Source organism: Pusillimonas caeni (genome assembly GCF_003545815.1).
GTDB classification, from domain to species: domain Bacteria; phylum Pseudomonadota; class Gammaproteobacteria; order Burkholderiales; family Burkholderiaceae_B; genus Pusillimonas; species Pusillimonas caeni.
The window spans coordinates 65,973-79,171 of sequence record NZ_PDUW01000012.1 but is presented as its reverse complement, the minus strand read 5'-3'; the positions used below and the strand labels follow the sequence as shown (position 1 = coordinate 79,171).

Below are 13,199 nucleotides of genomic sequence, written 5' to 3'. Positions count from 1 at the left end.
ATGGGTCGACACAAGTCCAGACCGAGCGCGGGCCGCAACACGCGGCTGGCCGACCAGATCCAGAAGGATCTGGCCGGCCTCATTCAGCGCGAGATAGACGTCTCGCGCGCCGGCCTGGTCACCCTCACGGGCGTCGATCTGTCCGCCGACTACGCCCACGCCAAGGTCCATTTCACGGTCATGGGCGCCGAGCCCGAGGCCGCGCAGGCGGCGCTGAACGAAAAGGCCGGATGGCTGCATTCGCTGCTGTTCAAGATGCTGCACATCCACACCGTCCCCACGCTGCACTTCGTCCACGACGCGCAGCTGGTGCGGGGCATGGAACTTTCGCGCCTCATCGACGAGGCAAACCGGCCGCAGAGCTACTCCGCTTCCAAGCCTGCCGAACCCGAGGACCCCGACGAGCGCTCCTGATGGGGCTGTCGTTGCTGTTCAAAGAGAGACGAGACGATGGCTTCCCGACGCGGGCAGATGCTCGATGGTGTCTTGTTGCTGGACAAACCCGAGGGTTTGTCGAGTAATCACGCCCTGCAAAGGGCCAAGCGGGCGCTGGACGCGCGCAAGGCCGGGCACACCGGCACGCTCGACCCGTTTGCAACCGGACTGCTGGTGTGCTGCCTGGGCCGCGCCACCAAGATCTCGGCGGCCATGCTGGAAGCCGACAAGGTCTACGAGGCGACGGTGCGGCTGGGCGAGGAAACGGACTCGGGCGACCTGACCGGGCATATCGTGTTTCAAGAGCCTCCCGATGCCGCGCCTGTCGATCGGGCGCGCCTCGAAGCGGTGCTGGAGCGGTTTCGCGGGCCCATCGAGCAGATCCCGCCCATGCATTCGGCGCTCAAGCGCGACGGCAAGCCGCTGTACGAGTATGCGCGCCAGGGCATCGAACTGGAACGGCCGCCGCGGCAGGTAACAATACATCGCCTGGAACTGCTGGATTTCGACGGCCGTGATGCACGTATTTTGGTGCATTGCAGCAAGGGTACGTATATTCGCACCCTGGCGCAGGACATCGGCCGCGCTCTGGGTTGCGGCGCTCACCTCGCCGCGTTGCGGCGAACCCAGGTCGGGCCGTTCCGGCTCGATGATGCGGTGGGCCTGGAGGCGCTGCAGCAAATGCCCCAACCCCAGTCCGTGCTGATCGCGCCGCAAGACCTGCCCCATGGCTTGTGGCCGGAAAACCTCAAAACTAAGGATTGAATATGAAACGCGCTTTGCGCAATGTAGCCATCATCGCTCACGTCGATCACGGCAAGACCACCCTGGTGGACCAACTGCTGCGCCAGTCGGGCACGTTCCGCGAGAACGAGCAGGTGTCCGAACGCGTGATGGACTCTGGTGACATCGAGAAAGAGCGCGGCATCACCATCTTGTCCAAGAACTGTGCGGTCGAGTACGAGGGCACCCATATCAATATCGTCGACACCCCGGGCCACGCCGACTTCGGCGGCGAGGTCGAGCGCGTGCTGTCCATGGTGGACGGTGTGCTGCTGCTGGTGGACGCCGTGGAAGGCCCGATGCCGCAGACCCGCTTCGTGACCCGCAAGGCGCTGGGTCTGGGTCTGAAGCCCATCGTGGTCGTCAACAAGATCGACCGTCAGGGCGCACGCCCCGACCACGTCATCAATGCCACCTTCGACTTGTTCGACAAGCTGGGCGCCACCGAAGAGCAGCTGGATTTCCCCATTGTGTACGCCTCGGGCCTGGCAGGCTTTGCCGGCTTGACCGACGACGTTCGCAGCGGCGACATGCGGCCCCTGTTCGACGCCATCCTGAAGTACGTGCCGCAGCGCGACGACGATGCCGAGGCCCCTCTGCAGCTGCAGATCATCTCGCTGGACTACAGCAGCTACGTCGGCAAGATCGGCATCGGACGGGTCAACCGCGGCCGTGTGCGCGCCGGGCAGGACGTCGCCATTCAGTTCGGCCCCGATGGAGAAAGCTTCAAGGGCCGCATCAACCAGGTGCAGCAGTTCCACGGCCTCGAACGGCAATTGGTCGACGAGGCCGAGGCGGGCGACATTGTGCTGATCAACGGGATCGAGGACATCGGCATAGGCTGCACCGTCATGGACCCGGCGACTCCCGAACCCCTGCCCATGCTGCGCATCGACGAGCCCACGCTGACCATGAACTTCATGGTGAATTCCTCGCCCCTGGCGGGGCGCGAGGGCAAGTTCGTCACCAGCCGCCAGCTGCGCGACCGGCTCGAGCGCGAGCTCAAGTCCAATGTGGCGCTGCGCGTCAATCCCACGGCCGACGACATGGTCTTCGAGGTACGGGGGCGAGGCGAGCTGCACCTGACCATCCTGATCGAGAACATGCGCCGCGAAGGCTACGAGCTGGCCGTGTCGCGGCCGCAAGTGCTGCTCAAGGAGGTCGACGGCGTGCGCCACGAGCCCTACGAGTTGCTGACCGTCGACGTGGAGGAAGGGCACCAGGGCGCCGTCATGGAAGAGCTGGGCCGGCGCAAGGGCGACCTGCAGGACATGCAGTCCGACGGGCGCGGGCGCACCCGCCTGGAATACCGTATTCCGGCGCGCGGCCTGATCGGCTTCCAAAGCGAGTTCCTGACCCTGACCCGGGGCACGGGCCTGATGAGCCATATTTTCGACGACTATGCGCCCATGCGCGAAGGCGGGGTGGGCGAGCGCCGCAACGGCGTGCTGATCAGCCAGGACGACGGCGCCGCGGTGGCTTACGCGCTCTGGAAGCTGCAGGACCGGGGCCGCATGTTCGTCAGCCCCGGCGAGGCGCTGTACGAGGGCATGATCATCGGCATCCACAGCCGCGACAACGACCTGGTCGTCAACCCGATCAAAGAGAAGAAGCTCACCAACATCCGCACCACCAGCAAGGATGAGCACATCGATCTGGTTCCGCCCATCCGCTTGACGCTCGAGTATGCGGTGGAGTTCATCTCGGACGATGAGCTCGTCGAAGTGACGCCGAAATCGATACGCTTGCGCAAGCGTCATTTGCAAGAGCATGAGCGACGCCGCGCAATGCGGGAAGCTAGCTGATTCCGGGAACGGAATAGTTCGTATGGAAAAGGCACGGCTAATTGGCCGTGCTTTTTTTGTTTCGGTTTTTGTCCCGGGTTTTTGAGCGTCGTCGAGGCTGTCATCCGGGCGTTCAGTCTGAGTTCTTGAACGCCGTCGGAGGCGAGGCTGTTTAGGCCGGGCGGTCGGGCGGTCCGAGGCAGCGCCCTCCAACGCCCGGCCTAAACAGCCTCGCCCCCGACGGCTTGCCGTTGCGGCTGGCCGCGGGCGAGGCGAGTCTCAAGATCGCGGCCTATCGCGAACATGGTGAGCTCCGGAATTCACGGGATACTCCCCACCAAACAACAGAACGCCGGCTGTATGGTTTGCCCTGAGCATAAGCCGTTGGTGGTGAGAGCATTTGGGCCAGGCGTTGGAGGGCGCTGCCTCGGTCCGCCCGACCGCCTGGCCCAAATGCTCTCACCGCCAACGGCGTTTAAGCACCCAAAAAAAAGCATGGCAGCAGCACCCACGGCGCTTAAGCACCCAAAAAAGCATGGCGGCAAGCACCCACGGCATTTAAGACCGAAAAACCACTGCGCCAATCAGTCCCGCTGGAGTAGCCCGAACGCGGGATATTCCTGCGAGCCACCCCGAACTCGCCCCATTGCATTTTCGGGATAGCAATTGGCGCGCACGGGATAGTCGCCGCGCAGGCGCTGCCCATAATGGTCTGTAAACACACTTCAATCAAAAAGAACCCGTTCCACCGTAACGGGAAAGGAGACAGACCATGGACGGAATCAAGGACAAGGTGGCCATCGTCACCGGCGGCGCAACCATTATCGGTGCCGCCGTTGCCGCGGCACTGCACGCGGGCGGCGCGCGAGTGGTGATTGCCGATATCGATAAAGAAGGGGGCCAGCGCGTGGCCGCGGGCCTGGGCGAGGGCGCGCGCTTCATCGCCACCGACATCACCGACGACGCCCAGATCGACGCCTGCGTGGCGAGCACCGTGGCCGAGCTGGGCGGCATCGACATCCTGGTCAACCTGGCCTGCAGCTACGTCGACGACGGCCTCGAATCCTCGCGGCAGGACTGGAACCAGAGCCTGGCCGTCAACGTGGTGGGCGCGGTGATGATGAGCAAGGCCTGCCGTCCCCACATGATCGCCCGGGGCGGCGGCGCCATCGTCAATTTCAGCAGCATCAGCGCCAAGGTCGCGCAGACGGGGCGCTGGCTGTATCCGGTCGGCAAGGCCGCCGTGGCGCAGTTGACGCGCAGCATGGCCATGGACCTGGCGCGCGACGGCATCCGGGTGAACTCCGTGTCGCCCGGCTGGACCTGGTCGCGCGTCATGGACGAGCTGACGCAGGGCGACAGGGCCAAGACCGACAAGGTGGCCGCGCCATTCCACATGCTGGGCCGCGTGGGCGACCCCGAGGAAGTGGCGCAGGGCGTGGTGTTTCTGTGCTCCAAGCAGGCGTCTTTCATCACCGGCGCCGATCTGCCAGTCGACGGCGGCTACAGCGCCATGGGGCCGGAACAGGGCGTCCCCGCCATTCCCTTGCTGGCTCAATAAAAATACATCAGGAGACAGACATGAAGATTGCAATCATAGGCGCCGGCTTCGCCGGCCTGGCCTCGGCCAAGGTGTTGTCGCAGTTCGGCCATGAAGTGACCGTGTTCGAGAAAACGCCCGACGTGGGCGGCGTGTGGAGCGCCACGCGGCGCTATCCGGGCCTGCGCACCCAGAACAACAAGGGCACCTATTGCTACACCGATTTTCCCATGCCCGCGTCCTATCCCGAGTGGCCTTCGGGGGAACAGGTGCAGCAGTATTTAGAGGACTACGCGCGGCATTTCGACCTCAACGGCTCCATACGCCTGAATACCGAGGTGTTGTCGGCGGAGCCCAAGGGGGACGAGGGCTGGCGCCTGAGGCTGCGTGATGTGAACACCGGCGGAACGATGGAGCACGAAGCCGACAGCCTGGTGGTGGCCAACGGCATTTTCTCCAAACCCTTCATTCCGCCCTATGAAGGACGCGAGGCCTTCGAGGCGGCCGGCGGGCGCCTGTGCGCAACGTCCGACTTTCACGACGTGGAAGAGGCGCGCGGCAAGCACGTGCTGGTGGTGGGCTATGGCAAGTCGTCCTGCGACGTGGCGGCGGCGGTGGGCGAGGTGGCCATGTCCACCAAGGTGATTGCCCGCGAGTTGCTGTGGAAGATGCCGCGCAAGATTCTCAACGTGCTCAACTACAAGTACCTGATGTTGACGCGCATGGGCGAAGGCTTGTTTCCCTACATCGAGCAGCGCGGCTTCGAGCGCTTCCTGCATGGCCCGGGCAAAGGGGTGCGCGACGGCATGATCAAGTCGCTGCAATCGGTCGCGACACGGCAGCTCAAGCTCGACAAGCTGGGCCTGGTGCCCGAGGGCACGTTCGATCGCATCGCCCGCAGCACGGTCAGCCTCGCCACCGACACCCTGTATCGCCAGGTCGAGCAGGGACGCAGCGAGGTCGCGCGTGATTGCGAGATCGTCCGCCTGGGCCAGGAGGGCGGCCGGCCCGTCGCCGATCTGAGCGACGGAAGGCGGGTGCCGGCCGATATCGTGATCTGCGGCACGGGCTTCCAGCAGGTGGTGCCGTTCTTCTCGGATGCGCTGCAGCAAAGGCTGACGGACGATGAAGGCAATTTCATGCTGTATCGCCAGATTCATCCGCTGGAGGTGCCCAATCTGTTCTTCTGCGGCTACAACTCTTCGTTCTACAGCCCACTGAGCGCCGAGGTGGCGGCGCTGTGGATCGCAGCCTATCTGATGGGAGACATCCGTCTTCCGGCGTTGGAGGAAAGGCGCGCCCATGTGCGCAAGCGGCTGCGCTGGATGCAGGAGCGCACCGAGGGCAAGCACGCCCGAGGCACCAATATTATTCCGTTCTCGATGCACAACATCGACGAGATGCTGAACGAGATGGGCCTGAATGTGTCGGCGGCCACGCGCTTCAAGCAGTGGCTGCTGCCTTCCAACGCCAAGGATTATCGCTCGGTGACCCGTGGGCTGCTGAAGCGCCAGCGGATGCGTTCCAAGTCAGCCGAGCGGCCCGCGCCCGATTTGCGCGGCCGGCCGGCGGCTTGAGTTGCGCCATGGCCGCTCGGGCCCGTTCAGTTGGCGCGGCGCGTTGCCGTCTGGGTGGGGGTTTCGCCGAACTGCCTGCGATAGGCCTGGGTGAAATGGCCCAGATGGCTGAAGCCGGCTTCGAGCGCTACGCGGGTGATGCTGACGGGCTCGGCATGGGCGCTGGCCTGCAGCAGCCGCTCGCGGACCCGCTGCAGGCGAACCAGGCGCAGAAAGCCCATGGGCGACATGCCTTTGTGCTGCTGGAACCCTTTGTGCAGACTGCGGGCGCTGATGGCCGCGTGGCGGGCCAGGGTTTCGATGGTGATGGGTTCGGCGTAGCGGGCCAGGATGTAGTCTTCGGCGCGCTGCACATAATGCCTGGGCGGCGCCTGTACCGGCCTGGACAGGGCTTCGGAATAACTGTGCGGATGCTGGGTGAGCAATGTGGTGACGAGCAGTTGTTCGACTTGCTGCCCGACCAGCGCGTTTCCGGCCGCGTCGCCCGTGAAGGACGACGAAGCGAGAAACTGCACCAGGGACTTCCAGGCGGCGCCTTGCCGGCTGGAAAGGTCCATGCCCAGCTGGAACTCGATGGGGCGGGACAGGGCATGGCCCAGCTGAGCGCTGCAGGCCGCTTCGAGCGCTGCGCGTTCGAGGCGGACGATGAGCTGGTCGCACCGGCCCTGCCAGCGCATGTGCAGCGGCAGGGAAGGGGTGATGACCGATGCGTTGTGCGGCCCCGAAGTGATTTGCTGGTCGCCGCAACGGATGACGGCGCTGCCTTGCATGGGCATCTGCACCAGCAGGAAGTCGCCGAGGCAATCGGGTTCTATGCTGACGTCGGCCCCATAGCAAAGCCGGTTGATCGAAGCCCTGCCCAGCGGCAGATGGTCCATGAAGGCGTCGAGCTTCTGGCGCCGCCCCAGTACGCCCAGGTCGTGGGGCTTGAAGACGCGCCCCACAGTGCTGCGGGTTTCGTCCAGGTCGTGCGAATGAAAGAGGCGAAGCGGAAAGGCATCGCGGCGGGCTGGGAAAGACGGCAGGTTCATGGAAGCAGACCTCCAGGGAAGGGGTCGCGCCGGTGCAGCGGAAGACGCGTGGATCGCGCAGATGACTGCATGGATTATTTAAGTTTAAACTAAGTGCGGATAGAAGCCATACATAAAAACCCGGAAGGCGCCGATTGCCAAGCGCCTTTATCCTTATCCTACAGAATCTACAACGGAGACCGCAATGAGTACAAACACCTCTAATTTCGTCGACCTCATGGCCAAGGGCGATTTCAAGGTCATCGACCTGACCCACACGCTCTCGCCTGACTTTCCTCCCTTGCAGCTTCCCCCGCAGTTCGGGCAGGTTTCCGCCTTCAAGATAGAGACCATCTCGCAGTACAACGACGCGGGGCCGGCCTGGTACTGGAACAACTTCACCTGTGGCGAGCATACCGGCACCCACTTCGACGCGCCCGTGCACTGGATCTCCGGCAAGGACGTGCCCAACAACTCGGTCGACACCATCGACCCCAGCAACTTCATTGCGCCCGCCGTGGTCGTCGACGCCACCGAACAGGTCAGCCAGAACGAGGACTGGGTGCTGACGCCCGACTTCCTCAAGGCCTGGGAGGCCGAACACGGCCGCATTCCCGAGGGCAGCTGGGTGCTGTTCCGCACCGGCTGGTCCAAGCGCCTGAGCGACCCCGCTTCGTACGTCAACATGCGCGAAGACGGCGCCCATACGCCCGGCCCCAGCCAGGAAGCGGTCGAATGGCTGATCAAAGAGCGCAATGTGCACGGCTTCGGCGTCGAGACCATCAATACCGACGCGGGGCAGTCCTTCGGGTGGCCGGTGCCCTATCCCTGCCACACACTGATGCACGGGGCCGGCAAGTACGGGCTGCAATGCCTGAACAACCTCGACCAGCTCCCGCCCACGGGCGCCGTCATCATCTCCGCGCCGCTCAAGATCCAGTCCGGCTCGGGCAGTCCGCTGCGCGTTCTGGCCCTGGTACCCTGACCGCCCATCGACGCACAGGAGGACGCATGAACAACACCGAAGCCCAGATCATCGTCGTCGGCAGCGGCATGAACTCGCTGGTTTGCGCTGCCTTGCTGGCTAAACGGGGCAAGTCGGTATTGGTTCTCGAGCGCAACGACAGGGCGGGGGGATGCATACGCACCGAAGAACTCTTCCCGGGCTTTCACCACGAGGTCCTGTCCTCGTGGTATCCCCTGTTCCTGGGCGGCGCCGCATATCCTGAGCTAAAGGACGACCTGGCGGGCCTGGGCATCGAATTCGTGTCAAACGGTTACACGACGGGCGTAGCCATGCCCGATGGCCGCACCCTTGCCCTGCGCCAGGACGTCGACGACGCCGTGCGCCGCATCGAGGCCGTCGCGCCGGGCGACGGACAGGCCTTTGGCGCCATGGCCGGGCAGCTCTTCGGCAAGGACGCGGCGCTGACCTTCGGCCTGCTGGGCAATTCGCCCTACGACTGGAAGGTGGGGCGCCTGTTGTTTTCCGAATGGCGCAAGCGCGGCACCGACGGGCTGCTGGGCTATGCCGCCGAGTCGCTGGAAAGCTTTCGCCGCTGGGGGCAGCGCGCTCTTTCGTCCGATCTCAGCCGCGCCATGATGAGCCCCTGGGTGCTTCATACCGGCCTGGGCCCCGACGATGCCACATCGGCGCTGATCGGCAAGCTTACTTTCGCGGCGGTGGTGGCGGGCGGCATGCCGGTGGTCAAGGGCGGCAGCCAGAAACTGGTGCAGGCCCTGCAGGCGCTGATCGAGCGAAACGGGGGCCGGGTGCTCACGGGCGCCGAGGTCACCGAAGTCCTGGTCTCGGGCGATCGCGCCACGGGGGTCAAGGTCGGCGATCTTACTTATACGGCGACCCAGGCGGTGGTGTGCAACGTCACACCGCCCCAGCTGTACGGGCGCCTGCTTCCCCAGGCGCCTGAAGCGGTGCGCGATCGCGCCCGGGCCTATGCCTTCGGCCGGGGCTGCATGCAGATCCACTTCGCACTCGATGGTCCTGCGCCCTGGCGCGATCCCGAGATGCTCAAAGTGCCTCTGGTGCACCTCGCGGACAGCATGGAGTCGGTGTGCATGTCGGTCACCGAGGCCAACAACGGCCTGTTGCCGCGCGCGCCCACGGTCGCCATCGGCCAGCCGGTGGCGGTCGATCCTTCGCGCGCGCCCGACGGCAAATGGATACTGTGGCTGCAACTGCAGGAAATGCCCTCGCGCCTCAAGGGCGATGCGGCGGGGCAGATCGACGTGCCGGCCGACGGCTCGTGGAACGAAGCGGTGCGCGAGGCCATGGCCGATCGCGTGCAAGCCCGACTGGAGTCCGTGCTGCCGGGCTTGTCCGGCCTGATCGTCGGGCGGCGTGCCTATTCTCCGGGCGATCTCCAGGCCATGAACTGCAATCTGGTGGGGGGCGACCCCTATTCGGGCATATGCTCGCCCGACCAGTTCTTCTGGCTGCGTCCCTTTGCCGGCGCCAACGGCGCCAAGGCGCATAAAACACCCTATAAGAATGTTTTTCACATCGGGGCGTCCACCCATCCCGGTCCGGGGCTGGGCGGCGGCTCGGGCTATCTGGTCGCCCAGGCGCTGGCGGGCAAATAGCGCGTTGCGGCGGCCGACCCGGCGCTATTCGGTGGGCAGGATGGCGCCGCGGCCCAGGTGTTCGGCGTAATCGGAGCAGAACGCTTCGATATGCTGCATGACCTCGTCGACGTCGTCGCTGATGGTGACGAGTTCGAGGTCGTTGGGGCCGATCAGCTTGTGAGTCAGAAGCTGCTGCCTCATCCAGTCGAACAGGCCGCTCCAGAACTCGGTGCCCATCAGCACGATGGGGGCGGGCGGCACCTTGCGGGTCTGCACCAGCGTCAACACCTCGAAGAGCTCGTCCATTGTGCCGAAGCCGCCGGGCATGGCGATGTAGGCCGCGCTGTGCATGAAGAAGGTGGCCTTGCGCGAATAAAAGTATTCGAACTGCAGGCTGTGGGTCTGGTAGCGGTTGTTGGTGGTTTCGCGGGGCAGGCTGATATTCAGGCCTATACTGGTGCCTCCGGCGGTGAAGGCGCCCTTGTTGGCGGCCTCCATGATGCCCGGGCCGCCCCCCGCGATGACCGGCAGCCCCGCCTGCGCCAGGCGCTGGCCCAGTTTCTCGGACAATGCATAGTAGGGAGAGTCGGGCGTGATGCGGGCGCTGCCAAAAATGCTGACGCCCCAGCCCACCTGTTGCAGCGTGTCGGCGGCGGCCTGCATCTCTGACATAATCTCGGGAATCTGCTTCGCTGCTGACGCACGCACTATTTTATTTACAGTCATGAAAAAAACCTTGTTGCTTGTTGATGGGTCCAGCTATCTCTATCGCGCCTATCACGCCTTGCCCGATCTGCGTAACGCGAAGGGAGAACCAACCGGCGCCCTTTATGGTGTCGTTTCCATGTTACGTAGACTGCTTCAGGATTACAAGGCGGACTACGCAGCATGTGTTTTTGACGCCAAAGGCGGCACATTTCGTGACGATATTTATCCTTTGTACAAGGGCCATCGCCCCGACATGCCCGACGACCTGCGCACCCAGGTCGAGCCCATACACAAAGTCGTGACGGCCCTGGGCTGGCCCGTGCTGGCCGTGTCGGGCGTCGAGGCCGACGACGTCATCGGCACCCTGGCGCGACGCGCCATGGCGCTGGGCGTGCATACGGTGATCTCCACCGGCGACAAGGACATGGCCCAGCTGGTGAACGACGACGTAGAGCTCGTGAACACCATGAGCGGAGAGAAGTTCGACGTGGAGGGCGTCATGCGCAAGTTCGGCGTGCGGCCCGACCAGATCATCGACTATCTGATGTTAACAGGCGACGCGGTCGACAATATCCCGGGGGTCGAAAAGGTGGGGCCCAAGACCGCCGCCAAATGGCTCAACGCCTACGACACCCTCGATAACCTCGTGACCCATGCCGACGAGATCAAAGGCGTGGCGGGCAACAACCTGCGCAAGGCGATACCCGACTTCGACATGACCCGGCGGCTGGTGTCCATCAAGCTCGATTGCGAAATCCCCTTCTTCGACGATGAAAGCCTGGCCGACCTTGTTCCCAAGGAACCCGACCGGCAAACCCTCATGGCCTTGTACGACGAGTACGGCTTCAGGACCTGGCTGCGCGAACTCAGCGGGGATGCACAGCGCATCCCCGAACAGGACGCGCGTATTGCGCCCGAACTGCCCGAGGCGCCGACGCAGGTGGAATACGAGACCGTCCAGGACCGCGAGACGCTGAATACATGGCTGGAGCGCCTTCGCGGCGCGGAGCTGGTTGCGCTCGATACGGAAACCACCTCGCTCGACCCGATGCAGGCCCGCATCGTCGGCCTTTCACTGGCGGTGGAGCCGGGCAGGGCCTGCTATGTGCCCCTCACGCATCGGGGGCCGGACAGCCCGAGCCAGCTGCCCATTGCCGAGGTCTGGGAATGCCTGCGGCCCTGGCTGGAAGATCCCAAAGCGGCCAAGCTGCTGCACAACGCCAAGTACGACACGCACATCTTCAAGAACGAGGGCATCACCCTCGCGGGCATCACCGACGACACCATGCTGCAGTCCTATGTGCTCGAATCGCACCGGCGGGTCAACATGCAGGAGCTCGCCCAGCGTTGGCTCGGCCTCACCGGCGTGACCTACGAAGAGCTTTGCGGCAAGGGCGCCAAGCAGATCTGTTTTGACGAGGTCGAGCTGGCCAAGGCGGCCATATACGCCTGCGAGGACGCCGATTACACGCTGAGGCTGCATCAGGTGTTGCGGCCGAAGGTGGCCGCCGAGCCCGGCTTCGAGCGCATCTACCAGCTCGAGATGCAGGTGTCGGGCGTGCTGACCACCATTGAACGCAGCGGCGTGAAGATCGACGTGCAGGTCCTCAACGCCCAGAGCCACGAGTTGGGGCAGCAGATGCTGCGGCTCGAGCAGAAGGCGCACGAGCTCGCCGGCCAGCCCTTCAACCTGAATTCGCCCAAGCAGCTGGGTGAAATCCTGTTCCAGCGCATGGAGCTGCCGGTGGTGCGCAAGACGGCCAGCGGCGCCCCGTCCACCGACGAAGACGTCCTGACCAAGCTGGCGCTCGACTACCCGCTGCCCCAGACGCTGCTGGAATACCGCGGCCTGTCCAAGCTGAAGTCCACCTATACCGACAAGCTGCCGCGCATGGTCGACCCCGGCACGGGGCGCGTCCATACCCGCTATTCGCAGGCGGCCGTCATCACCGGCCGGCTCGCATCGTCCGACCCCAATCTGCAGAATATTCCGGTGCGCACCGCCGAAGGCAGGCGGGTGCGCAGCGCCTTCGTGCCGGCGCGGGGCAAGATCGCCTCGGCCGACTACTCCCAGGTCGAGCTGCGCGTCATGGCCCACATGTCCGGAGACGAAAACCTGCAAAGCGCCTTTGCCCGAGGCGAGGACATCCATATGGCCACGGCGTCCGAAGTCTTCGGCACGCCGCTGGCCGAGGTCTCGTCCGAGCAGCGCCGCGCCGCCAAGGCGATCAATTTCGGCCTGATCTACGGCATGGGCGAGTTCGGCCTGGCGTCCAACCTGGGCATCACGCGCGATGCCGCCCGCTCGTACATCGACCGCTATTTTGCGCGCTACCCGGGGGTGGCCACCTACATGGAGCAGACCAAGCTCAAGGCGCGCGAGCAGGGCTATGTCGAAACAGTGTTCGGGCGCCGCTTGTGGCTGCCCGACATACGCGGGGCCAAGGGGCCGCGCCTTGCCGCGGCCGAACGCGCGGCCATCAACGCGCCGGTGCAGGGTACGGCCGCCGACCTGATTAAAATGGCCATGGTGGCCGTGCAGCAGTGGATCGACGCCGAAGGGCTCGACACGGCCATGATCATGCAGGTTCACGATGAACTGGTGCTCGAAGTGCCCGAGGGCGAAATCGAGCTCGTCACCACCCATCTGCCCGGACTGATGTGCAATGTGGCCGAACTGGCCGTGCCGCTGGTGGCCGAAGTGGGCGTGGGCGACAACTGGGAACAGGCTCATTGAGCCGATCAGGGCTTTCCAGCTTCAAGGCCCCGGCCAAGGTAT

At 64.5% G+C, this 13,199-nt stretch carries 10 protein-coding genes; 8 read left to right on the top strand and 2 right to left on the bottom strand.

The window, feature by feature from the left end; all coding sequences use genetic code 11:
* From rbfA to CSC67_RS19765, 5 genes are all read left to right on the top strand, one after another.
* On the top strand, positions 1–414 hold the full coding sequence (rbfA, locus tag CSC67_RS19785) for a 30S ribosome-binding factor RbfA (protein ID WP_118996190.1): 414 nt from the start codon (positions 1–3) through the stop codon (positions 412–414).
* Between the two features lie 36 nt (positions 415–450).
* Entirely contained in the window at positions 451–1,200 is a 750-nt protein-coding gene (gene truB, locus CSC67_RS19780) for a tRNA pseudouridine(55) synthase TruB (protein ID WP_118996189.1), read from the top strand.
* Between the two features lie 2 nt (positions 1,201–1,202).
* Positions 1,203–3,023, top strand: a complete 1,821-nt coding sequence (gene typA / locus CSC67_RS19775; RefSeq protein ID WP_118996188.1) for a translational GTPase TypA — start codon at positions 1,203–1,205, stop codon at positions 3,021–3,023.
* A 751-nt stretch (positions 3,024–3,774) separates the two neighbouring features.
* A complete protein-coding gene (locus CSC67_RS19770) occupies positions 3,775–4,563 on the top strand; it encodes an SDR family oxidoreductase (protein WP_118996187.1) in 789 nt (262 codons plus the stop codon).
* A 20-nt stretch (positions 4,564–4,583) separates the two neighbouring features.
* Positions 4,584–6,119, top strand: a complete 1,536-nt coding sequence (locus CSC67_RS19765; RefSeq protein WP_118996186.1) for a flavin-containing monooxygenase — start codon at positions 4,584–4,586, stop codon at positions 6,117–6,119.
* 26 nt (positions 6,120–6,145) lie between these two features.
* Here CSC67_RS19765 and CSC67_RS19760 read toward each other — a convergent pair whose 3' ends face one another.
* A complete protein-coding gene (locus tag CSC67_RS19760; protein ID WP_118996185.1) occupies positions 6,146–7,150 on the bottom strand; it encodes an AraC family transcriptional regulator in 1,005 nt (334 codons plus the stop codon).
* 184 nt (positions 7,151–7,334) lie between these two features.
* On the opposite strand from CSC67_RS19760, the gene CSC67_RS19755 reads away from it, so the two are divergent.
* Together CSC67_RS19755 and CSC67_RS19750 are read left to right on the top strand one after the other, a co-directional pair.
* Positions 7,335–8,114, top strand: a complete 780-nt coding sequence (locus CSC67_RS19755; RefSeq protein ID WP_118996184.1) for a cyclase family protein — start codon at positions 7,335–7,337, stop codon at positions 8,112–8,114.
* Positions 8,115–8,140: 26 nt separating this feature from the next.
* A complete protein-coding gene (locus CSC67_RS19750; protein ID WP_118996183.1) occupies positions 8,141–9,730 on the top strand; it encodes a phytoene desaturase family protein in 1,590 nt (529 codons plus the stop codon).
* 24 nt (positions 9,731–9,754) lie between these two features.
* On the opposite strand, the gene CSC67_RS19745 is transcribed toward CSC67_RS19750, so the two are convergent.
* Positions 9,755–10,438 (bottom strand): LOG family protein, encoded by a 684-nt coding sequence (locus CSC67_RS19745; RefSeq protein ID WP_483414396.1) that lies wholly within the window; start codon positions 10,436–10,438, stop codon positions 9,755–9,757.
* On the opposite strand from CSC67_RS19745, the gene polA reads away from it, so the two are divergent.
* On the top strand, positions 10,437–13,157 hold the full coding sequence (gene polA / locus CSC67_RS19740; protein WP_118996181.1) for a DNA polymerase I: 2,721 nt from the start codon (positions 10,437–10,439) through the stop codon (positions 13,155–13,157). The two genes, CSC67_RS19745 and polA, sit on opposite strands and share 2 nt — an antisense overlap.
* Positions 13,158–13,199: the final 42 nt, after the last annotated feature.